The sequence below is a fragment of the Agromyces intestinalis genome (genome assembly GCF_008365295.1).
In the GTDB taxonomy this organism is placed as follows: Bacteria; Actinomycetota; Actinomycetes; order Actinomycetales; family Microbacteriaceae; genus Agromyces; species Agromyces intestinalis.
On record NZ_CP043505.1, the window covers coordinates 2,729,875 to 2,751,538 of the forward strand.

The window sequence follows — 21,664 nt, forward strand, 5'->3', positions numbered from 1 at the left end:
GCGCGCCCGGAAGGAGCGCGATGATGAGCGACACCACGAACGGGCCCGACCCCGAACGACGCGATCCCGAGTCCACCGAAGTCGCCGACGAGGCGCTCGGCACCGGGCCGGTCGACGTGGCCTCGGCCGACGTCGAGCCCTCGGAACCCGTGGCCGTCGAAGCCGACGCCCTCGCCGACGAGCCGACGATCTTCGACGAGCCCGCGGCCGACGAGGCATCCGAGCCCGTCGAGCCCGACCCGGTCGTCGAGCCCGAGGCATCCGACGTCATCGTCGCGGAGCCGGTCATCGACGAGGCTGCCGAGCGCGCCGCAGCCGAGGCCGCCCAGCGCGCTGCCCTCGACGAGGCGGTGCAGCGGGCGAGCGCCGTCCCGCTGCCTGAAGACGCCCTGCCCGCACCGGTTCCGGCCGAATCGCTGCGCGAGCCTGAGCCGCTTGCCGAGCCCGTGCGCCGCGAGACCTTCGTGCCGGCCGACGAGTCGACCGGCGTCGCGGGCGCCGCCGCCGCGGGTGCCGCCGCCGCCGGTGCGACCGCGCCCGGTGTCGGAGCCGACGTCCAGGCACCGCAGACCGTCTACGTGCAGGCGCCCGCGCCGCCGCGCAACCGCGGCAACCGCGGGTTCGGCGTGCTCGTCGCCGCGATCGGGGCGGTCGTGTTCGCCGCGCTCTACGCCGGCGTCGCCTACCTGCTGCTGCTCGCGCAGGGCGGCGACGCGGCGAGCGTCTTCGTCACGTTCGTCTCGCGGCCCGTGTACTGGGTGCCGATCATCGCCGCATTCGTCGGGTTCGCGCTGCTCGCGGCGATCGTCAACCGCGGCAGCTATTGGACGTACGCGGTCTTCGGCCTGCTCGTCGCCGTGCTCGTCTACTTCTCGTACATCGGCGCCGCCCTGCTCACCGTGCAGGCGTGGACCCTCACGTTCGACCAGGCGCAGCAGTTCATCGGGCAGCGGTGGCTCGACCCGTTCGCGATCACCGCGGCGGTCATCGCGCGCGAGATCCCGGTCTGGTTCGGCGGATGGATCGCCGCGCGCGGCCGTACGATCACCCAGCGCAACCGCGAGGCGCTCGAGGCGTACGACCGCGAGCTGGCTGCCGGGCCGAAGGTGACCGTCGGGTAGTGGAAGCGGCTGCGGCCCGTCGGCGGCAGCCCGAGCGGTAGCGGTCGCGCGGTAGCAGCCCGAGCGCTTCCTCGTGCCGAGCGGCTGGTCAGCCCGAGCAGGGCAGCTCGGCCAGCGACGCTTCCAGGTCGGGCGACTCGCCCCAGCCCTCGAATGCGAACGAGCCGTCACCGCTGCCGTCGGCGGCGGTGAACGTACGGGGCAGCGGCGCGCCGAACCGCTCGACGACGAGCACCCCGAGCGCCGCATCCTCGGTGCCGACGACCACTTGCAACGTGTCGCCGTCGCCCGCGGGCTCTGCGACACTGAGCGATTGCCCGTCGAGCAGGGCGGCGACCAGGTCGGCGGGGGCGAGCAGGGGTGCGAGTCGCTCGAGCAGCGGGCCGGCCCCGACGGTGCACACCACCGCGTCGGCCGTCTCGGGGGCGCCGGTGGCCGCGGCCCAGTCGGCGTCGCCCCGGATGCGGGCCTCGCCATCGGATGCCACGACGCGCACCTGCTGGTCGCCGGCGCGGACCCGGGCGTCGAACGCGCCGGCGCGACCCCGGTAGTCGATCGAGAGCGTGCGCCCGCGGTATGCGTCCTCGGTCGGCTCGTCGGGCGTGACCAGTTCGGTCATGGCACCGGTGACGTGCACGGGGCCGGCATCTCGCACCGCGCCGAGCAGCTCGGCGCGGATCGCGTCGCTCGAACCCAGCCAGAGTCCGTTGCCGCTCGCGCCGTCGAAGCCCTTGAGGTCGACCCCGGCCGGCGGGATGGGCGCAGGCTGCGCGCCGGAGCATCCGCTCAGCAGGGCCGCCAACGCGACCGCCGCGAGCGCGCCGGGGAAGCGGCCGCGTCGCATCACGCGCCCGCGTCGGCCACGCACGTGCCTGCGCCGCCCTGCGACTGCAGGGTCGCTGCGTCGAGCGTCACCGCGCCCGAGACCTGCGCGGGCCGCACCACGAAGCAGGTCGCGTCGTCGTAGAGCCCGGCGGCCGACGGCACCCACGCCTCGGTGCTGGCCACGACGAGCTGGGTGAGGTCGGTCGCGGTGCCGTCGGCGGCGACCGCGAACAGGGCGTACTCGGCGTCGGGCCCGCTCCAGTCGAGGTGCACGTTGCCGCCCTCGATCGAGATCGAGAGGCCGTCGACCCGAACCGACGTGTCGGTGACCATGGAGACGATCCACCACGCGAGCGCCGCGCCGAGCGCGAGAACGGTGAGGATCATCGACACGATGAAGGCCGGATGCTTCCACCAGCGCCGTTCGCGGGCGGGTGCCTCGGCGAGCTCGGGCAGCACCGCCGCGCCGCCGCCGAGTGAACGCGACCCGGCGCGGGCGCCGAGCGCGGGCTGGCCTGGGCCGTGGCCGATGACACCGCGCTGGGCAGGCGCCGACGGCATGATGCGGTCGACCATCGCTCGTCCTCCGGGGGTGGATGCAGGGATGCAGGGTCGGGCAGCCGACCGCGTACCATGCTATATCGGTGTCCGCGCGGGTCTCGGGCGCCCTCGAGAGGAGCATGGTGGGGCGGCTGATCCGGCATGGCGCGGCGCTGGTCGCGGTGCTGCTCGCGCTCGCCGCGTCGAGCGCGCTCGGCTCGTCGGGCGGCCTCGCCTTCGCGGCCGAGGAGCCGGCGGATGCTCCGGCGCCCGCGGCGCCGACGGCGATCGCCATCCCGTATCGCGGCACCGAGCAGATCACTCCGGCAGCGCCGTGGCGCATCGCCGACTGCAGCGGCGTGGCGAACCCGCTCGTGGTCGGCTGCACCGAGGAGGCGATCGACCTCGCTGCACCCGACTACGACCCCGACGCCGGCGTCACGCGCCTTGCCGTGCCGTTCACCAATGGCGAGTTGAGTATGACGGTCGAGTACCAGGTTTCGCTCGCGGCGCCGGATGCCCCGGTGCTGCGCCCCTCGCAGGCCGCGCAGCCCGTGGCGGCCGGGTCACTGCTGCGGGTGCCCATCAGCGACCTCGGGCTCACCTGCACGGCCTGCGCCGAGGGCGGCGCGATCGAGACGGTGGGCGTCGAGCCGGCCGAGGCGGGCAGCGCCTGGGCGACGCCCACGCACATCGTGTTCCGTGCGGCGGCCGGATTCGCGGGGCCGGTCGAGGTGCACCTGCGCGTCGCCGACGATTACGGCACGTGGTCGGCCGAGGCAGCCGTGTATGCGGGCGTGTACCGGCCGGCGTCGCCGCCCGTCGTCGCGCTCGACGTGTTCGCTCCGCTCGACGGCGGCACCGCGACCGTCGACCTGGGCGAGCTCGTGACCTCGATCGCCGGCGACGACCTCGTGCTCGTGGCGTGCGGCGGCGGCCTGTACGGCCAGGTCGCCTGCGGTGCCGACGGCGTCGCGACGTATTCGGGGTCGGGCGCGATCGACCAGTTCTCGTTCCGGTTCGCCGCCGGCGGCGAACAGGCCGGCGGCTCGGTGACGCTCGTGCCCGCCGGCGCGGGGCTGCCCGAGGCCGGTCCGGTGCCGATGGCACCGGCCGTCATCGGCGGCGATGCGGGCGACGACGCCGACACCGCCCGCATCGCGCTCGCCGTGATCCCGCCCGAGCCCGCCGAACACGACGGCAGCGTCGCCGGCGTGTTCACGCCGTTCGTCGCGACCCTCGACCGGGTGGGCGCCCGATGACCTTCCATGACCACACGCTCCGAGCCGCGACGCTCGGGGCCGCGACGACGTTCCCAGAGAGGCAGCACGCATGAGCCTGAGACTCACCATCGACGACCGAGCCGGCGGCGAGACGGCCGGCACCTGGATGCTGGACGTCGACGAGGCGACCACCGTCGGGGAGGTCGCCGAGTCGCTCGGGGTGCCCGCCCAGGCGCTCACGAACGACCCCCGCCCCGAGGCCAGCCTCGCCGAGGCGGGCGTGCGCTCGGGCGTGACCGTGCCGCCGACGGCCGCACCGGCCGTCGAGCTGGGCGCCGGCACCCTGCGCCTCGAGATCGTGGGCGGCCCGTTCGCCGGCGATGCGCTGCCGGTCGCTCGCGGCGCTTCGGTGCACGTCGGCAGCGGGGCATCCGCATCGCTCGTGATCGCCGATCCCGCCCTGCTCGAGCTGCACGCCGCCATCACGGTCGCCGATGGCGCGCCGGGCGTCGATGGCCGGCCGACGCCGCTGACGGCCGTGATCGTGCCGGCCCCGGGCGCCGACGTCTGGGTCAACGGCGAACACGTCGAGGGGCAGGCCGTTGTGGCGCCCGCTGATCTCGTGCAAGTCGGCTCGAGCGTGCTGCGGCTCGGCGTCGCGCCGGTGTCCGACGCCGACCTGACCGTCGACTCGCTCGGCGACCGCGGATTCAACCGGCCCTCGCGCATTCGCGCCGCCGCGGTGCAGCCCGTGGTGTCGCTGCCGGGCGACAAGCCCGAAGACAACGACTCGTCGCCGATGCCGTGGCTGTCGGCGATCATGCCGATCGTGCTCGGCGTCACGATGGCCGTGCTGTTCAACCGCGCGATCATGCTCATCATGGCGGCGGCCAGCCCGATCATGGTGATCGGCTCGTTCCTCACCCAGCGCCGGCTCGCGAAGAAGAAGGGTCTGAAGACCGAGCAGGACTGGATCGACGATGTGCACAACGCCGGCGACCGCATCGCCGAGCTCGCCCGCCGTCAGCGCATCGAGGCGTGGTACCGGTTGCCCGACCCCGTCGTCGTGGGCGATATCGCCACCCGCCCGCTCGCTCGCCTGTGGGAGCGCCGCCGTACCGACGCCGACGCGCTGGCCATGCGCGTGGGGGTCGGCGAGATCGAGCTCGACGCCCGGTTCGAAGGCGGCGGCAAAGACCGGGCGCAGCCGCGCCGGGTCGGCATCGCCCCTGCCCCGATCGCTCCCGACCTGCGCAAGGGCGTGCTCGGCATCGCCGGGCCGGCCGACGCGGTGCGCAGCGTCGCACGCGCCACGGTCGCCGGGTACGCGACCCTGCGCTCGCCGCGCGACGCCGAGCTCGTGGTGATCTGCCCCGACGACGCCGACTCGGCCTGGTCGTGGGTGCAGTGGCTGCCGCATGCCCAGCCCGGCGGCCCCGCGGGCGGCTCGTTGCTGCCGGCAGCGATCGGCAACACCGACGATTCGCGTCGCGAGCGCCTGCGCGAACTCACCGTCGAGCTCGAACAGCGCATGCGCAGCGCCGGCCAGCGCGGCGGGGAGGTGCCCAACGACATCGTCGTCGTGGTCGACGGCGCTCGCGAGTACCGCATGCTGCCCGGCATGGTGCCCCTGCTCGAGCACGGAACCGCACACGGCATCCACGTCATCGCCCTCGACGCCGACCGGTCGCGCCTGCCCGAAGAGGCGCGCAGCGTGGTCGCGATCGACGCGTTCGACCCCGCCGTCGCCCGCGTCGAGACCGGCGACGACTACCATCCGATGGTGCTCCTCGACGGGTTGAGCGTGCCGCGTTGCGAGCAGATCGCCCGCAGCCTCTGCTCGATCCGGCACAACAGCGGCGTCGGCGACGACGCGATGCTGCCGACGGCGGTGCGCTACGCCGAACTGCTGAAGATCGACCTCGACGACCCCGAGCCCATCGTGCGCCGCTGGCAGTCGCAGGCACGCAACACCTTCGTGGTGGTCGGTGCGACCGGCGAGGGCGAGTTCGCGATCGACATCTCGCGCGACGGTCCGCACGCGCTCGTCGCCGGAACCACCGGTTCGGGCAAGTCGGAGTTCCTGCAGGCGCTCGTGGTGTCGCTCGCGATGGCGAACCGGCCCGACGCGCTGAACTTCGTGCTCGTCGACTACAAGGGTGGGTCGGCGTTCGCCGACTGCGAGCGCCTGCCGCACACGGTCGGCATGGTCACCAACCTCGATGCCCGCGAGACCGAGCGCGCGCTCGCCTCGCTCGACGCCGAGCTGAAGCGCCGCGAGAAGGTGCTGCGCGATCTGAACGCGAAGGACGTCGATGCGGCGTGGGCCAAAGACGCGGATGCCTCGGCACGGCGCGGGCTCGCGAGGCTGATGATCGTCATCGACGAGTTCGCCGAGCTCAAGACCGAGCTGCCCGAGTTCATCGACGGGCTCGTGCGCATCGCGCGCGTCGGCCGCTCGCTCGGAGTGAACCTCGTGCTGGCGACCCAGCGGCCCGCCGGCGTCGTGACCCCCGAGATGCAGTCGAACATCAACCTGCGCGTCGCGCTGCGCGTGACCGACCGCAGCGATTCGAACGACATCCTCGGCTCCGCCGAGGCCGCGTTCATCAGCCCGTCGACCCCCGGCCGCGGGTACGTGCGCACCGGCCCTGGCGCGGCGCCGGTCGCCTTCCAGACCGCGCGCGTGGCGGGTATCCGGCCCGGCATCCAGCGCGCGGTGAAGGTGCTGCCGCGCAAGGCGCGCCTCGCGTGGGAACGCCTCGGCTACCCGGCGCGCTACCCCGCCGCCGCCGCGCAGGCGCAGAACACCGACCACGACGACACCGACCTGCGCGCGCTCGTCAACCTCGTCACGGCGGCCACGCAGCAGCTCGGCATCCCGAAGAACCCGTCGCCGTGGCTCATGCCGCTGCCGACGACGCTGCCGCTCGAGAAGTTCCAGGACCAGCCGATCCCCGACGGGCATGTCGTGCTCGGCCTGGAGGACGTGCCGGGCGAGCAGTCGCAGCGCAGTCTCACGTGGGGCGTCGAGGACGGCTCGCACGTGCTGTTCGCCGGCGGCTCGATGTCGGGCCGCACCACGGCCCTGCGCACCCTGCTCGCGCAGATCGTGCAGCAGTACTCACCCGCCGATCTGCACCTCTACGTCGCCGATTTCGGCAACGGTGCGCTGCTGCCGCTCGTCGACGCCCCGCACACCGGCGCGGTCGTGACCCAGCTCGACGCCGACCGCCTGCCCAGGCTCATGCAGCGCCTGCTCGAAGACCTCGGGCGCCGTCAGGCGGTGCTGTCGGCGGCCGGCGTCGGCCACATCATCGAGCAGCGCCAGAGTGCGACCGAGGCAACTCGCCTGCCCTATGCGATCGTCGTGGTCGACGGCTGGGAGCGGATGCTCTCGACGATGAACCCCGACCAGCTCGTCACCTTCCGCGAGCAGTTCATGCGGCTGCTGCGCGAGGGTCCCGCCGTCGGCGTGCGCGTGCTGCTCACCGGCGACCGGGCGATCTCGGGCGACAAGGTGTCGTCGTTCATCGACGAGCAGTACATCCTGCCGCTGCGCGACATCAACGACTACCGCGCGTTCAGCATCATGGCCCGTGAGATCCCGCTCGACCTGCCGCCCGGCCGCGCGCTGTTCGGCGCCGCCGGAACCGAGGCGCAGCTCGCGGTGCTCGCGCGCGACACCGCAGGCGAGGTGCAGACGGCCGCTTTCCGCCGCATCGTCGAGCAGGTGCGCGACCACTTCGACCAGTTCCCACAGCTCGCCGAACTGCCGCAACCGTTCCGCGTCGACCCGCTGCCCGGCCACTTCGCCCTGACCGCGGCATACGACCTGCCCCTCGGCGACTCGGGTCCCGCCGACGGCCCCGTCGTCGCCGTCGGCGGCGACCTGCTGTCGCGGTTCACCGTCGACTGGCCCGCCGAGGGCGGGCTGCTCGTCACCGGCGGGCGCAAGTCGGGCCGATCGTCGGCGCTCGCGGCGATCACCCACCAGCTGGCGTGGCGCAAGGTGCCGATGCTGGTCGTCGCCACCCGCGAGTCGGTGCTCACCGAGGTTGCGGCCGGTCACGGCATCGCGGTGATCGCCTCGGCGGCGACCACGCCGCCCGAGCTCGAGGCGGCGCTCGACGGCCTCGGCGAGCAGGTGACGATCGTCGTCGACGACGCCGAGGTGTTCAAGAACGCGCCGATCGAGCACGCGCTCACGGGCATCAAGCACCGGGCGACCTTCCTGGTGTCGGCCGACTCGGAGTCGCTGTCCGGCCTGTTCGGCGGCCCCGTCGTCGAGGCCAAGCGGTCGCGGCGTGCGCTCGTGTTGCGCCCCGAGTCGTCGATCATGGGCACGCAGGCGGTCGGCTCGCCGATCCCGAAGTTCATGCTCGGCCGCGGTACGCCGGGCGCGGCGGTGTTCACGACTCCCGCCGGCTGGCTGCCGGTGCGCGTCCCCGACATCCGACAGTGAACCGCACTCCGTAGACTGACCCGGGCGCCCGCCCGAACCGAAGGGAGCATCGTGGCATCTGCCCACTGCGTGTACTGCGACGCGACGTTGCAGCCGAACAGCATGTACTGCGTGCAGTGCGGTCAGCTCATCCCTCAGGCGAACGAGCCCCAGCGTCCGCCGGCCCCGCCGCAGTTCGGCCAGCCGCCCGCGGCCGCCCCGCACGTCGGCCAGCCTGCGCCGACCGCCGCGGCCGCAGCGCCCGCCCGTCCCGCCGTCGAGCCGATCCCTCTGCCGCGCTCCCTGCCGTGGCAGCAGGCCGGCGCCGACCCGGTGGTGCAGGCGGCGCCCGCGCCGGCGCAGCCCGCGCCCGTCGAGCGAGTCGAGCTCGCATTCTCGACCGGGCAGCGCATCGTGGTCACCGGCAGCGCGGTGATCGGCCGGAAGCCCACCGACACGGCGCTCGCGATGGGCGCCCGCGCGGTCGAGGTGCACGACGACACGCGCTCGGTCTCGCGGGTGCACCTGTTCCTCGAGGTCGCCGATGGCGTCGTGCTCGTCGGCGACGCCGGTTCCGCGAACGGCTCGCGTCTCGAGCGCGCCGGTCTCATGACACCCCTCGAAGCGGCCGGCACCCGCGTGCGGGCCCTCGTCGGCGACCGCATCTGGCTGGGCGACCTCAGCTTCGAGCTGCGACCGGCCTGACCGGGTTGTCCACACGGGGAGTACTCCCCATCGGTGTTCCGGGTCGTTTGCGGCTAACGTGAACTCGGCGCCCGGATCGGAGCACGTACTCCGGGTGAGGCGCACAGGTCACGATCCCTTACGGAGGAACCACCATGGCGGACATCCGCGTCACATCCGACTCGCTCGCCGGCGTCGCGGGCCAGCTCTCCAGCGGCTCGCAGTCGATCGAATCCCAGCTTTCCAACCTCAAGTCACTCGTCGAGGGCCTCGTCTCGGGCGACTGGTCGGGCGCGGCGTCGCAGAGCTTCAACGAGCTGTACTCCCAGTGGGACCAGGCCGGTCTCCAGCTCAAGGAGTCGCTGCAGGGCATCAGCGACCTGCTCAACCAGGCGGCGCTCTCGTACGAAGACAACGAGAACGCGATCGCCGGCACCTTCAACGGCTGATCCTTCCGGTTCCACCGGGTTCCACCGGGTGCCGACGGCGTCGAGCCGCCGGCACCCGTCCTGACTGGCATCGAGCGAGAGGGCCGACATGGTCACCTTCAGAGTTCGCGCAGATCGGCTGAGCGAGGTCGCATCGCTGATCGGCACCGTCGTGGCGACGTTCGACTCGAACCTGGCCCAGGTCGACAGCGCGGTCTCCCGCGCCGTCGACGTGACGTGGGTCGGCGAGGACGCCGACAAGTTCGGCGAGAACTGGGCGGCATTCCAGACGCTCGCCGCGCAGGTTCGGCTGGCGTTGACCCAGCTGCAGCACGGGCTCATGGCCGCCGACACCACCTACACGGCGACCGAGTCCGGCATCGGCAAGGGCTTCCAGCAGGGCAGCCAGTCCGTCATGGCGGTGCGGGGCAACACGGGCGGTCTCGGTCGACGTGTCGCGGCGGGCGAAGAGCGCGCCGAAGACATGGCCGAGTTCTTCGGTCGCGACTACGCGGGCGACGACGAGGTCGAGCAGTTCGGCGGCGGCGCGATCGGCTATCGGCCCGGCACGGGCCAGGCGACCGGGGGAGGCAGGGGCGACACCGACGGCGACGGCGACGACGACTCGATCGGCACCGGCCCCTACATCGCCTCGCAGAACCCCGACTCGGGAATTCAGGGCGGTCAGCTGACCGGGTTCGTCGCGGCCGAGCAGTCGGCGCACATCGAGAAGGGCGCGAAGGATGTCTGAGCAGCAGGCCGACACGAACGATCTGCGCCAGCTCGCGCAGACGATGAACGAGCTCGTGAACTACTGCTCGGCGCTGAAAGAGGGCGCCGGCGGGTTCGCGTACATGCTCCCCGCAGAGTGGCAGGGCCCCGCGATGCAGGCCTTCCTCGGCTCTTTCGCCGCGTGGGCGGTCGGTGCGGCGGCGCTCCAGGACGTCGCCGAGAGCCTGCACGACCAGGTGCAGGTCTCCTACGACTCATACTCCAAGACCATCGAAGATCTCGACTCCACGTGGGCCAAGATCGAAGCGAACCTCGGCTAAGGGCTGACTCATGGCGCAGGTGAAACTCGACCCCGCTCGTCTCGTTCAAGACGGCGATCACATCTACGGAATCGCACAGAGCGTCGACAGCGCGATCTCGACGTTGACGTCGCGGCTCTCGGGCCTCGGTGGCATGGCCGGCGACGACGACTCGGCTGAAGAGTTCTGCGAGGGCGGCGACGGCTACGACGCCGTCGCCGGTCCGACGATCGACGCGGTGCGCTCGGTCACGAACGGCCTGCGCCTGCTCGACTCCGCACTGTCGAACACGGCGCGAGCCTACGACGCCGCGCAGAAGCCGGGCGCTGGTCTCGACGCGTCGTCGGCGAAGCCGGCCGAATCGACCCCGACGTTCGACCAGTCGACGACCCGGGTGCCGAGCGCGCTCGGCCCCGGCTGGCCCGGTCCGCTGGGCGAGTTCCAGGAGTTCCTCGAGTGGGGTCTGCACCAGCTCGGCGTCGTCATCCCCACGGGTGACGAGGGCCAGCTGCAGCAGGCGGCTGACGCCTGGGGTGCGTTCGGCAACAGCCTGCACAGTGCGCACACGCGCATCGCCGGCAGCATGACGAACGTCAGCGCGGCGACGCTGCCGCCGGCGCACAAGTCTTCGATGCTGAGCTGCCGTCAAGGGCTGGCCGAGAGCATCGACAAGCTCGCTGACAGCGCTGACGCGATGAAGCAGTGGATCTCCGACTTCCGCACCCAGCTCCGCAAGACGCGTGAAGAGCTGGGCTGGTTCCTCCGGCAGATGGCCATCGAGCTCGCCGCCGACCTGGCCATCGGCGGCGTGCTCAGCGTCCTGACCGCCGGTATCGGCGCTTTGGCCACCGCGGCCAAGGCCGCGTCGACGGTGTTGCGCTGGTGCCAGAACATCGCCCAGCTCATCATGCGGTTGAAGACGTTCCTCGCGGGCCTGCGCGGCATCTCGGGTGTTCTGGTGCGCGGGGCGCTGCGCATGGCGAAGGAGGGCGTCCAGGCCGGCCTCGCGAGCGCGTTCGCGGCGGGCGTCGTCAACAAGGTGCGCGCGAACGAGAAGGACTACACGCCGCAAGACGTCGGCGTCGCCTTCGTGTCGGCGTTCGCCGGCGGCGCCATCGCCGCGCCCATCTCGAGGGTGCTCGGCGGCACCGGCGGCCACGGCAACCCGAACGTGCTTCGCGAGATCTTCGGCGAGAGCGTCGGCGGTGCAGCCGACGGCTTCGCCGGCGCCCTCGCCGAGTCCGGTATGACGGGCCAGGAGTTCAACCCGATCTCCAGCATGGCGTTCGGCGCATTGCTGGGGGGCGGCCTCACCGCAGCCGGTCACGGCGTGAAGGCGGTGCTGCCGAGCCACGGCAACGGCTCGTCGTCCGGTCCCGGCACGCCCGGCGGCACCACGACGGTGAACCCGTCGGTCGAGGCGCCCACTCCTGCGGGCGCTGGCGCAGGTTCGGGCTCGTCGGGTCAGGGCGGCGGCGGTGCGAACGCGCACGCTGATGCATCGAGCATCCCCGCGGCCGTCTCGTCGAGCGGCGGTGCCAGCGCTGCGCAGGGCGGTGGCGGCGTGCACGTCGACATCGACTCGCCCGCGGCCGGTTCGGCCTCGGGCGGCAGCAGCGGCACCCCCGCGGCCGCGAGTGTCGATGTCAGCGTGTCGACCCCCGATGCCGGCTCGGTCTCGAACGGCGGCACGCCCGATGTGGCGTCGCACGGCGCTCCCGAGGTGGCTTCGCATGGGGGTACGCCCGATGTCGCGTCGCATGGCGGTACGCCGGATGTCGCGTCGCATGGCGGGACGCCGGATGTCGCGTCGCACGGTGTCCCTGATGCGGCTTCGAATGGCGGGACGCCCGATGTCGCGTCGCACTCGACGCCTGACGCGTCCCCCGCGGCACATGCGACGTCCGCGGCAGTCGACGCCACGGCGCCCGGCTCACACGCTGATGCTGCGCCTCACGCCGATGCCGCGCCCCACGCCGATCCTGCGGCGCATGGCGATGCTGCTGCGCATGGCGATGCTGCTGCGCACCCGGCTGCGGCTGCGGCGCATGCCGACGTTCCCACGCACGCCGATATCGCGGCGCACGCTGACGTCGCCGCGCACGCCGACGCTTCCGCGCACGCCGATGCCGCGGCGTATGGCGATGCTGCTGCGCACCCGGCTGCGGCTGCGGCGCATGCCGACGTTCCCACGCACGCCGATATCGCGGCGCACGCCGACGTCGCCGCGCACGCCGACGCACCGGCCTCCGAGGCATCCGGCCCCGACGCCGAGGCGACGACCGCGGCGGGCGAGGCGACCTCGAACGGCGACGCGATCGCACCCGAGCACGTCGCCGCCGTCGGCGGCGGCGCAGCGGCGGCCGCGGCCGGCGTGGCCGCACTCGCCAAGCCCGCCGCTGCGGCCTCGCTGTTCGGCGGGGCGACGGCTCACGCCCCGGCCGCGCCGGCTGCTCCCGGCAAGGCGGCGCCGACCGGAAACGGCGGCTCCGGCAACGGTTCCAGCCCCGCATCGCCGGCCTCGCACGGCTCGGCCGGCACGCCCGAGGCCGGATCGCCCGACGCGAACGGCACCCCCTCGCAGGGCGCGGACCCGCACGGTGCCCCCACGCACGGTGCCGACTCGACGGGCGCCGACTCGACGGCCGCCGACTCGAAGTCCGATGCCGCTGGCAACGAGGGATCGCAGCACTCCGCGGTGTCCGAGCGCACGCTCGCCGAGATCGACCAGGCCCTCGGCGAGATCAACCCGCACTACGACCCGTCCGACCCGGTGAACGGGTACGCGACGAACTGCGGCAACACCTCGTCGAACCTGTTCGACTTCCTGAACGGCAACGCGACGTCCGAGGCCTCGACCGGCACGCTCGAGATCCCCGAGATGGAGGCGCGCACGGGCCTGCCGCAGACGTCCCTGACGCCGGCGCAGATCGACGCGTCGCTGCGGGCGCAGGGTGCCGGCGCGCATGCCGTGATCGGCGTCGACCGCTCGGTGGGCGACGGCCACTGGTTCAACGCGTACTTCGACGGCACGACCGTGTGGGCGCTCGACGCGCAGACGGGCACTCGCACGCCGTTCCCGCCGCACGAGCCGACGGCGACGAACTGGGACGCCTCGATCCGCCCCGAGCACGTCACCAACCCCGACGGGTCCAAGCCGTTCGTCAAGCCCGAGGCGGGCTCGAAGCCCGACGGCGCGAACCCCGGGGGTTCGACGCCCGCTGGCACGAGCCCTGACGCGAACGGCGCGCCGAAGACCGCGGCGGCGACCGCCGACGCGCGCGCTGCCTCGTCGACCTGGGCCAGCCAGGCGACGGTCGCCCCCAATCACGCATCCGACGGATCGCAGGGCGGCGGCACCACCTTCAACGGGTATCAGATTCCCGAGCTCACGCCCGAGACGCGTGTGCGCCTCGACACGCTCGCGGCGCAGCCCGACTCGCCGATCGTGCGCAACGAAGACGGTTCGTACTCGCTCAAGGAATCGATCGAGGTCGACGCCTTCGAGATGTCGAACCCGAAGCACGACTGGGCCGAGTTCCAGCGCCAGGTCGACCTGCAGCAGCAGGGGCTGAACCAGCTCACGATGGCCGAACTCCAGCACAACATGGACTTCTACGACCAGCACGGCCGGGTCGCGAAGTCCGAGCAGGCGGCGGCGAACCAGGCGCTCGTCGACGGCGGCGTCCCGATGAACGGCAAGGCCGTGCTGCACGGGCCCGACCAGGTGGCCGGCGGTCGCGCCGACCGGTTCGACGCCGAAGGCGACTTCGGCGTGAACAGTTCGCTCGGCAACCAGTGGCGCTACCGCGTGATGGACCTCCGCGACGGCCTGCGCGATGCCACCTTCGACATCGACGCCGACCTGCGCGCCCACGTCCGGGTGAACGTCGAACTCCGCGCCGAGAACGTGCTTCCCGCGTCGTCGACGACCCCGACGTCTGTCGGATCACCGGCCGGAACGGCCGCCCCCACCGGTTCGCGCGCCGGTCACGCGGTCGGCGCCGGCACCCCGGTCACGAACGCCTGGAACCCCGAACTCGGCGACCCGGTGCTCTCGGGTGCCGACAACGGGCCTGGGTGGCAGCGCACGCCCGACCACCTCGGCCAGAGCCCGGTCGACCCGAACTACGGCGACGTCCGGCCCACCGGCCAGAGCGGTCAGCTCGGCAGCGCATACACGCATCCCGGCGCGGCGAACGTCCGGCCCGAGATCGCGCACCTGCTCACCGACCCGTCCGCCGAGTACGGCTATGACTCCAACGGCAACCAGCTGTCTCGTACAGACTGGGAGTCGCGCTACACCACGTCGAACGGTCGGCCGATCTACCCGGGCAACCATGGCGCGAACCTCGGCACGTTCGTCGAGTACCACGACGTGGACGCGTTCATCGCCGACTACGGCGACGGGCTCGACCGCATGGGTGGCGACGGCGGCGACTTCCTGTCGTTCCCCGACACGCCGTTCGAGGCGCGATCGCTGCCGCCGAGCAACCTGCGGGATGCCTACAGCACCTTCCGGGTCGAGCGGTTGCCCGCCGGGTCGCGGCTCGAGGTCTCCGAGATCGCCCCCGCGTTCGGGCGCGACGGCGGCGGCCTCCAGGTCCGTGTGCTCGACGCCGGTGGAAACGCGGTGCCTGTCAGCGACCTGCTTCGCGACGGCGTCCTCTCGGTCGAGACCCGGAGCCCGGCCGGCATCATCAACAGCTCGTCGGCTCCTTCCACGGCCGCGCCGCGCATGTCTGCGGCCACCGGAGCCGTTGCACATGGCACGTCCGACCTCACGCGGCCCGATTCGACGACGCCTGACTCGACGACACCGCGAACGAGTGGCGCTGCCGCCCCGGACGGATCGCCCGACGCGTCGACGCCCGACGCCTCGACTCCCGACGCGTCGACGCCCGACGCCTCGACTCCCGACGCGTCAACCCCCGACGCCTCGACCCCCGACGCGTCGTCGCCCGACGCCTCCACCACCGCCGAAACAGTGCCCGACACGATGCACCACCCCGAGCTCGACGAGGCCGGGGCGCCCCACATCGACACCCCCGAACTCCGCACGGAATCCATTGAACGCGTGAACGCGGGCTTCGATGTCGAATCGGGAACCTTCGCCGACGGCCGATACAGCAACAACTGCCACTACGTCGTGAACGCGCTCGAACTCCGCTTCCGCGGGTACGACGTCATCGCGAGCCCGACCGTGCAGAGCGTCCAGTACAACCTGGCCACCGGTGACTACGAGATCTCGTTCGAGGGTCGGCACCTGCCGTCGATCGCGTCGGACTGGGTCCAGACCGACGGCACGCGACGCCAGTTCACGCAGCTCGGCAGCCACGGTGCCACGGCGCGAGAAGCCCTCGACAGCGTCACCGCATCGTGGCCCGTCGGCGGGCGCGGATACATCTCGGGTGTGTGGCATCAGGGTGGCGCGCACATCTTCACCGTGGTGAAGGAGGCCGACGGCGTGCGGCTCTACGACGGTCAGGTCGCGCTCACCGACGCGTCCAAGTACCTCGACCTCATGCACTTCAACGACCGCAAGCACGGCGACATCGAGGTGATGCGCGTCGACGATCTCGTTCCGACCGCTGAGCTGCTCAAGACTGCGCGGCCCGACACCGCGCACGAGCGGTCGCTGATCGATCAGTGGCGTCGCAACAACGACATGGCCGACCGGCCCCGCGAGATGATCGACCGCGAGATCGCAGCGAACGCCCGGTGGCGTGCTCGCAACGACGAGTTGATCGGCGAGCTGCTGGCCGTCCTGCACGATCCGCAGACGACCGCCGCACAGGCGCAGGCGGCCGCCAGCTGGGTGCAGATCTTCGAGGATCAGAACTGGCGTCTCGAAGAGGGAGCGCGCAGGTTCGAGGCATCCGTGCCGCCGCCCGTGCCGCCGGTGCGCATCAGCGTCTTGACGCGCATCCTCGAGCTTCGCCCCGAGCTGCACCCCCCGCTCGGAGCGGTGCGAGAATGGCTGAGCAACACGGCCGGCGATCTGGAGGCGTGACGTGGTGACGATCCAAGAGGCGCGGCGGCGGCTCGAGCAGTACTTCGCCGAGCACCCGCCGGCACTCTCGGGCCAGCTGTACATCGGGTCCGAGTGGTGGGAGGACGCCGATGACTACCTGCCGTACTGGGGCGCCCGTGAGTACATCGTCGACGGCAGGCTCGAGTTCAACCGCATGGACAACCTCGCGATCTTCATCGACAAGCGCACCGGCGAGGTGCGTCGCGAGTACTTCACGCCGAACTTCGACAAGATCGCAGGGATGACCCGCGTCGACGCACCCGATGCCTGACGTCGAAGAGCTCGCGGCCGACCCTCGGCTGGTGGCCGCGCTCGCCGCAGCGCGCTGCGTGCGATTCGACGAGCCGGGTGCGTTGTATGCCATCAGCGACATGGAGGTGGCGAACGTGGTTCGGGCGCGAGGCGCGGACTTCGTGCTGGGTGTGCAATCGCGCTCATCGGCGGAGCGAGAAGTGTGTCGCACGGACGACCTGGAGTTGATCTTCGACTATCTCCGGTTCGAGCTTCGCTCGTCCGTTCATCTGGTTCATCGAGGCGACATTCTGCCGCCGGGCTTCGAGATCGAATCCGATCCAGGAACGCTGACGCTCGTCGGCCCCGACAACGGATGGCGGCTCACCGTCCCAGACGGCATCGGAGCCCGCAGAGGGCTCATCGCATTCGCCATCGAGGGCCGCAACCGCTGACGGGGACTCGGCCGAACGACGGTGCCGGCTGAGACCGGCCGCGAGCCCGGGTGCGCGCGGCGAGACAGCCGCGGAACTGGGTCAGTCTGCGAGGCGCTGCAGTGCGCCGGTGACGACGAGGTCGCGGATCCCGCGGAAGTCCTCGGCGAGTCGGAAGCGAAGACCGCCGCCGGGCTGGCCGAACCAGGCTGCGACGAGCTCGGCGCGCACCAGGATGTCGCCCGCCGTCGTGAACCGGTGCAGGCGGGCTCCGCCGCGAAGCGCGGTCGGCGGAAGCGATCGACGCTCGACCGGCGTGCCGGCCGGAAACAGGTAGACCCCGTCGAGCGCGCCGATGCGATCGAGCACGAGCCCCGCCGGCAGCGAGATGAGCAGCGAGCCGCCGCCGAGGCGCCCGGCGAGTTCGTCGTAGTGCGGGCCGGCGGCGGTCGCCAGCTCTTGCAGCTCGGGGGCGGTCGCCGTGCGCGGCGCGGGAAGCTCGCGGTCGACGTACTCGAGCAGCACCCCAACAGCCTCTTCGGCCGTCGCCGCCGTGGCCAGGGGGAACGCCTGCCCGTAGTCGACGGTGACGAGCGCGAACCCGCTCTCGTCGGCGCGGACCTTGAGTGCGCCCTCCATCGGCAGCACGTCGTCGCCGGGAAGCAGGACCTCGTTGGGGGAGAAGCCGCGGGCGTCGAGCTGTCGTCGGGTGTCAGCGAACATGGTCACAGCGTATCGGGCTGTGCTGCGCGGCCGGATGGGGAGCACTGCCCGTTGTGGATGAGCTGCCGCGGCGAACGTCGGCCGTGTGCGTCGAGAGCGTTCGCGGCGCGCGCGGTGCCTGCATGCGAGGATGGCACGGCACGCACACGGACGGGGCCTCAGGCCCGGGAACACGCGAGGGGTCTCACATGGCGGCATCGGTCGAGCTCGACCGCTTCCTCGAATCGGTCTCGGCGTTCACGCCCGAGCAGTTCGCGACGGTGTCCGACGAGGCGCGTCGCGTCGGTGCCAAGGCGCGATCCGCCGCGCGCAAGTCGGCGAAGCTGTCGGCGGCCGACTTCAGCGCGCTCGACCGCCGCGTGCGCACCACCCTCGAGCCGCTGCACGAGGCGCTCTCGGCCGCCGGCCCTGGCGTCCTGTCGTCGGCGGTATCCGACACGCTGTCCGCCGCGCACGGCATCGTGCTCCGCGAGCGGATCCCCCCCGAGGCATACGCCGCTCTCGTCGAGCCGTTCCTGGTCGCCGGGGCCGACGCGCCGCCGCTCGCCTGAGCTCGGCCGCGCCTCGGGCGGAGATTCCACATGGGCAGCCCTCCCCATTCCGGGCGGGTGGGCGATCGGTAGACTTCCCGGGGCGCCTGGCGCCCACTGCGCGCGCGAGCGCGCACCCGTTCCCCGACCCGAGGAAGACGCCGCATGACTTCGTTCCGCAACTTCGACCCGGTCGCGCCGATCTCCGACGAGACGATCGCGCGGTACGCGGGCCAGGTGCCCGCCGAGGTCGCCGAGACGTGGCGCCGCTACGGCGCGGGCGTCGTCGGCGCCGACGGCTTCTTCCGGCTCGTCGACCCGGCGCGCGCGGCCGAGATGCTCGACGGCGTGCTGGGGTTCCCCGAGGGCGCGACAGTGCTGTTCACCACCGCACTCGGCGACCTGATCGCCCACGTCAACGGGCTGTTCCTGGTGGTCAAGGCGCGCTGGGGTGCGATCGACGTCATCGAGGGGCTGAGCTTCGACGAGCTGGTCGCCCGCATCGAAGACCCTGCCCAGCGCCAGTCGGCTTGGGAGTGGGAGCCGTATCCGGCCGCGCGCGATCGCGACGGCGTGCCGGGCTTCGAAGAGTGCTTCGGCTTCGTACCGCTGCTCGCGCTCGGCGGCCCGAACACCGCCGACCATCTGCAGCTCGGCGGCCTCTGGGAGCACCTCGCGCTGATCGTGCGGCTCGCGGGGGTTCCGCAGGTGCGGCGCACGATCGCGTTCGACAGCGACCAGGCGGATGCCTCCGGCGCGGCCGGCCAGGCCGGTGCAGGCGCCTCGGCGGCGAGCACGGCGCCCGTCGATGTCGTCCGGTTGGTGCAGGTCGGCCGCGAGTTGTTCGCGAAGCTGACCCAGAACCCGTCCCTGAACGTGATCGAGCTGCCCGACGGGCTCGGCGTGTGCCTCGTGCACGCGGCCCGCGGTGGCGGCAAGATCTACGTCGCGCCCGATGAGAGCGTGCTGTTCGTGGGCTCCGCGGTCGACTACGAGGCCGGGCTCGGCGCGTTCCGCGACGGTGTGCGCACGCCGCGCGAGAAGTTCGAGCTGAACGGCGGCACCCGATGACCGACACGCTGGCCGAGCGCTGCGCGCGCCTGCAGGCGCCCGTGACGGAGCTCGTCGCGGTCAGCCTCTCGGCCGCGTACCGGCCGCAAGACCTGCCCGAACTCACCCGTGCGATCGGCGCGGTGCGCGGCATCCTCGCCGAAGACCCCAGCGGCCTGCCCGACGGGGCCTTCACGCAGTGGCTGCCGATCGCGCTGCGCAACCTCGACCGCATGCAGGAGGCGGTCGACCGCGGCGACGCGGGCGCGTCCTACGCGATCCTCACCGACAAGACCGACGGCTTCATCCGCCTCACGGTCGGCTGCGCAGGGTTCCCCGGCTGGTCGCCCGACGGCGAGGGCTGAGTGCCGCTCAGTCGCGCAGGAACGGGTCGAGGAATCCCTTGACCGCGGCCGGCGTCGCCGGGTTCTTGAACCCGTCGAGCGGCACCTCGCGCAGGGCGACGAACGCGTTCTCGCGCAGCACCGCGATCGGCAGCGGCTGCCAGTCCTTGCCGACCCTGGCGCTGACCGTGCCGTACGCCACGCCGTCGGCTTTCGCGATCCACAGGCCGCACGCGACCGAGCCCTTGCCGACGGGCAACGGCAGGTACAGACGGGGGTCGCCGCTGCGGAATCGCTCGAGCACCACGGTCGCGTCATGCGGTGCGAGGCGGAGCTGCTGCGCGGTGAGCTTGCGCAGCCGGGTGCCGGTCGCCACGCGCTCCCAGCTGTGCGACGAGGTCACGAGCAGGTATCCGCCGTAGAAGGCGACGAAGGCGCAGAAGAGCACCGCTCCGGGCGCGACGAGCCCGCGACCGGCCGAGCGTCGGCCTTCCCAGGACGCGGCGTCGGCGAGCAGCCAGTCGTAGTTCACGATCGCGAGGACGAGGCCGACCGCACCCGCGGCCAGCAGCAGGGTCGACGCGATCGTCTTCGCCTGCGAGCGCACCCGGCGCAGCTCCTCGGGCATGGAGGCGAAGGGGAGTTCCGAGGGGTCGAGCTTCATTCGGGGCGGTCCATCCAGGTCGGCGGGTCGGGTCGTCAGGTCGTCGGCGTCGGCCACTTGTGGTCGAGCATGGGGTTCTTCCAGTTGAAGTAGTCCATGATCCCGGTGAAGCGGGCGGTCGGGATGCCGCGGCGCGACGCCGCGTCCATGAGCACGTGCGCCGACTGCTGGGCGGTGCCGTCGTCGAGCACCGCGTCGAGCAGCATCGGGATCAGCCCGCGGCGCGTGCCGTCGAACGGGTCCCAGAGGCTGACGCGCTCGGCTCCGGGTGCGGCGCCGAAGGCCTGCTTGAGCGCGGCGCCGTCGCGTACGCCGAGTTCGCAGAGCAGGGTGCCGCCGCCCGCCTTGAGCGCGGCCGAGGCGAGCACGCCCGACAGCGGCAGGCGCGCCATCCGCGCCGACCGTCCGCGGTCGTCGAGCACGCCGACGAAGACGATCTCGCTCCAGGGGATGAGGGGTGCGCCGGCCATGCGAACGCCGGCGTCCGACACGGCGATCGCGAGGTCGCCGTCAGCGGCGACGAGCAGCCGCTGCGCGCGGCCCCGCTGCACTGCGGCGATGACCGACAGCAGCGCCGCGAGCGCGCCGAGTCCGGCGACGATGCCGATCGGCCAGGCGTCATCGACGAACATCACGACGGTGCCGACGACGAGCCCTGCGGTGAACAGCGCGCTGACGAGGAGGATCCCCGTGTTCCAGCGCTTCGCCCGCGCGACCTTGGCGCGGTCGACGTGCGCCTCGTATCCGATGCTCGACATGATCCCCTGCGTTCCGGGCGCCTGCGGCGCCTCGGGCAGCATAACCGGTCGCGTGCGCGGTGACCGATCCGGCCCGGGCCGGCGCCCGGATCGGGCGCGTACCCTCGAAGCATGCCCGCCTCGAGGAACGACGCGTGGGTCGTCGCCGGCTTCGCCGCCGCGCTCGACCTCGCGCTCGTGGTGTGCGCGTTCGGGCTCGTCAGCCTCGCCACGGACGCCGAGGTCGTCGGCGATCCCGCCGTCGGCGTACTCGTCGGGCCGCTTTCCATCGGCGCATCGGTGGCCGCCGTGCTCGTCGTGCTCGGGTTCCGGCTCCGCCGGCCCGAACGGCTCGGCGGAACGGTGCTGTTGGCGGCGCTCGCGGCGTGGGCGGCGCTCGTGGTGGTCGCGATCGCGGGGCACGCGCTGTCGACGACGGGGTCGGTTGCGGCGAGCGTCGTCTTCGGGTTCGCCTTCGGCATCGGATGGTTCGGTGTGCTGGTTCCGGTGATCGCCGCGGTCGCGGCGTCCTTCGCCGTGCTCGTCGCTCGCGGGCGCGCCGCCGGAATGGATCGTCCGCGCTGGCCGTGGGAGCGCGACGGAGCCGAGTAGGGTGAACCG

19 protein-coding genes are annotated in these 21,664 nt (G+C 72.4%); 14 read left to right on the forward strand and 5 right to left on the reverse strand.

Annotated elements, in window-relative coordinates:
- Positions 1-23: 23 nt before the first annotated feature.
- The gene (locus FLP10_RS12390; protein ID WP_149161139.1) at positions 24-1,121 is read left to right on the forward strand and encodes a hypothetical protein; all 1,098 of its coding nucleotides are present in this window, start codon (positions 24-26) and stop codon (positions 1,119-1,121) included.
- 88 nt (positions 1,122-1,209) lie between these two features.
- On the opposite strand, the gene FLP10_RS12395 is transcribed toward FLP10_RS12390, so the two are convergent.
- Both FLP10_RS12395 and FLP10_RS12400 read right to left on the reverse strand, forming a co-directional pair.
- Positions 1,210-1,968: a hypothetical protein gene (locus FLP10_RS12395; RefSeq protein WP_149161140.1), complete on the reverse strand. Its 759-nt coding sequence runs from the start codon at positions 1,966-1,968 to the stop codon at positions 1,210-1,212.
- The gene (locus FLP10_RS12400; protein ID WP_149161141.1) at positions 1,965-2,522 is read right to left on the reverse strand and encodes a hypothetical protein; all 558 of its coding nucleotides are present in this window, start codon (positions 2,520-2,522) and stop codon (positions 1,965-1,967) included. Before FLP10_RS12400 ends, FLP10_RS12395 begins: the two co-directional genes overlap by 4 nt.
- 68 nt (positions 2,523-2,590) lie before the next feature.
- On the opposite strand from FLP10_RS12400, the gene FLP10_RS12405 reads away from it, so the two are divergent.
- The 9 genes from FLP10_RS12405 to FLP10_RS12445 all read left to right on the forward strand — a co-directional run bounded on the left by FLP10_RS12405 (position 2,591) and on the right by FLP10_RS12445 (position 17,016).
- Positions 2,591-3,748 (forward strand): hypothetical protein, encoded by a 1,158-nt coding sequence (locus FLP10_RS12405; RefSeq protein ID WP_149161142.1) that lies wholly within the window; start codon positions 2,591-2,593, stop codon positions 3,746-3,748.
- Between the two features lie 70 nt (positions 3,749-3,818).
- On the forward strand, positions 3,819-8,174 hold the full coding sequence (locus FLP10_RS12410; protein ID WP_149161143.1) for a type VII secretion EssC family protein: 4,356 nt from the start codon (positions 3,819-3,821) through the stop codon (positions 8,172-8,174).
- A gap of 51 nt (positions 8,175-8,225) precedes the next feature.
- Complete coding sequence (locus FLP10_RS12415; RefSeq protein ID WP_149161144.1) at positions 8,226-8,858, forward strand: FHA domain-containing protein; 633 nt, start codon at positions 8,226-8,228, stop codon at positions 8,856-8,858.
- Positions 8,859-8,992: 134 nt separating this feature from the next.
- Positions 8,993-9,286 (forward strand): WXG100 family type VII secretion target, encoded by a 294-nt coding sequence (locus tag FLP10_RS12420; RefSeq protein ID WP_149161145.1) that lies wholly within the window; start codon positions 8,993-8,995, stop codon positions 9,284-9,286.
- 88 nt (positions 9,287-9,374) lie between these two features.
- Complete coding sequence (locus FLP10_RS12425; RefSeq protein ID WP_149161146.1) at positions 9,375-10,016, forward strand: WXG100 family type VII secretion target; 642 nt, start codon at positions 9,375-9,377, stop codon at positions 10,014-10,016.
- Positions 10,009-10,317 carry a hypothetical protein gene (locus FLP10_RS12430; RefSeq protein ID WP_149161147.1) on the forward strand — a complete coding sequence of 103 codons (309 nt, stop codon included), beginning with the start codon at positions 10,009-10,011 and terminating at the stop codon, positions 10,315-10,317. The genes FLP10_RS12425 and FLP10_RS12430 overlap by 8 nt, the downstream gene beginning before the upstream one ends.
- A gap of 10 nt (positions 10,318-10,327) precedes the next feature.
- A complete protein-coding gene (locus FLP10_RS17845; RefSeq protein WP_149161148.1) occupies positions 10,328-16,309 on the forward strand; it encodes a polymorphic toxin type 15 domain-containing protein in 5,982 nt (1,993 codons plus the stop codon).
- 4 nt (positions 16,310-16,313) lie between these two features.
- Positions 16,314-16,601: a hypothetical protein gene (locus tag FLP10_RS12440; protein WP_149161149.1), complete on the forward strand. Its 288-nt coding sequence runs from the start codon at positions 16,314-16,316 to the stop codon at positions 16,599-16,601.
- Positions 16,594-17,016, forward strand: coding sequence for a hypothetical protein (locus FLP10_RS12445; RefSeq protein WP_149161150.1), 423 nt, complete (start codon positions 16,594-16,596; stop codon positions 17,014-17,016). The genes FLP10_RS12440 and FLP10_RS12445 overlap by 8 nt, the downstream gene beginning before the upstream one ends.
- Before the next feature lie 81 nt (positions 17,017-17,097).
- On the opposite strand, the gene FLP10_RS12450 is transcribed toward FLP10_RS12445, so the two are convergent.
- Entirely contained in the window at positions 17,098-17,718 is a 621-nt protein-coding gene (locus FLP10_RS12450) for a TNT domain-containing protein (RefSeq protein WP_168209193.1), read from the reverse strand.
- A 188-nt stretch (positions 17,719-17,906) separates the two neighbouring features.
- On the opposite strand from FLP10_RS12450, the gene FLP10_RS12455 reads away from it, so the two are divergent.
- The 3 genes from FLP10_RS12455 to FLP10_RS12465 all read left to right on the forward strand — a co-directional run bounded on the left by FLP10_RS12455 (position 17,907) and on the right by FLP10_RS12465 (position 19,663).
- Positions 17,907-18,269, forward strand: a complete 363-nt coding sequence (locus tag FLP10_RS12455; RefSeq protein WP_149161152.1) for a hypothetical protein — start codon at positions 17,907-17,909, stop codon at positions 18,267-18,269.
- A gap of 144 nt (positions 18,270-18,413) precedes the next feature.
- A complete protein-coding gene (locus FLP10_RS12460; protein WP_149161153.1) occupies positions 18,414-19,319 on the forward strand; it encodes a T6SS immunity protein Tdi1 domain-containing protein in 906 nt (301 codons plus the stop codon).
- Positions 19,316-19,663, forward strand: coding sequence for a hypothetical protein (locus tag FLP10_RS12465; RefSeq protein WP_149161154.1), 348 nt, complete (start codon positions 19,316-19,318; stop codon positions 19,661-19,663). Before FLP10_RS12460 ends, FLP10_RS12465 begins: the two co-directional genes overlap by 4 nt.
- Before the next feature lie 7 nt (positions 19,664-19,670).
- Here the strand turns inward: FLP10_RS12465 and FLP10_RS12470 are convergent, their stop codons facing one another.
- Together FLP10_RS12470 and FLP10_RS12475 are read right to left on the reverse strand one after the other, a co-directional pair.
- Positions 19,671-20,270 carry a hypothetical protein gene (locus FLP10_RS12470; RefSeq protein WP_149161155.1) on the reverse strand — a complete coding sequence of 200 codons (600 nt, stop codon included), beginning with the start codon at positions 20,268-20,270 and terminating at the stop codon, positions 19,671-19,673.
- A 71-nt stretch (positions 20,271-20,341) separates the two neighbouring features.
- Positions 20,342-21,064 carry a hypothetical protein gene (locus tag FLP10_RS12475; protein ID WP_149161156.1) on the reverse strand — a complete coding sequence of 241 codons (723 nt, stop codon included), beginning with the start codon at positions 21,062-21,064 and terminating at the stop codon, positions 20,342-20,344.
- 111 nt (positions 21,065-21,175) lie between these two features.
- On the opposite strand from FLP10_RS12475, the gene FLP10_RS12480 reads away from it, so the two are divergent.
- The gene (locus tag FLP10_RS12480; protein WP_149161157.1) at positions 21,176-21,655 is read left to right on the forward strand and encodes a DUF6121 family protein; all 480 of its coding nucleotides are present in this window, start codon (positions 21,176-21,178) and stop codon (positions 21,653-21,655) included.
- Positions 21,656-21,664: the final 9 nt, after the last annotated feature.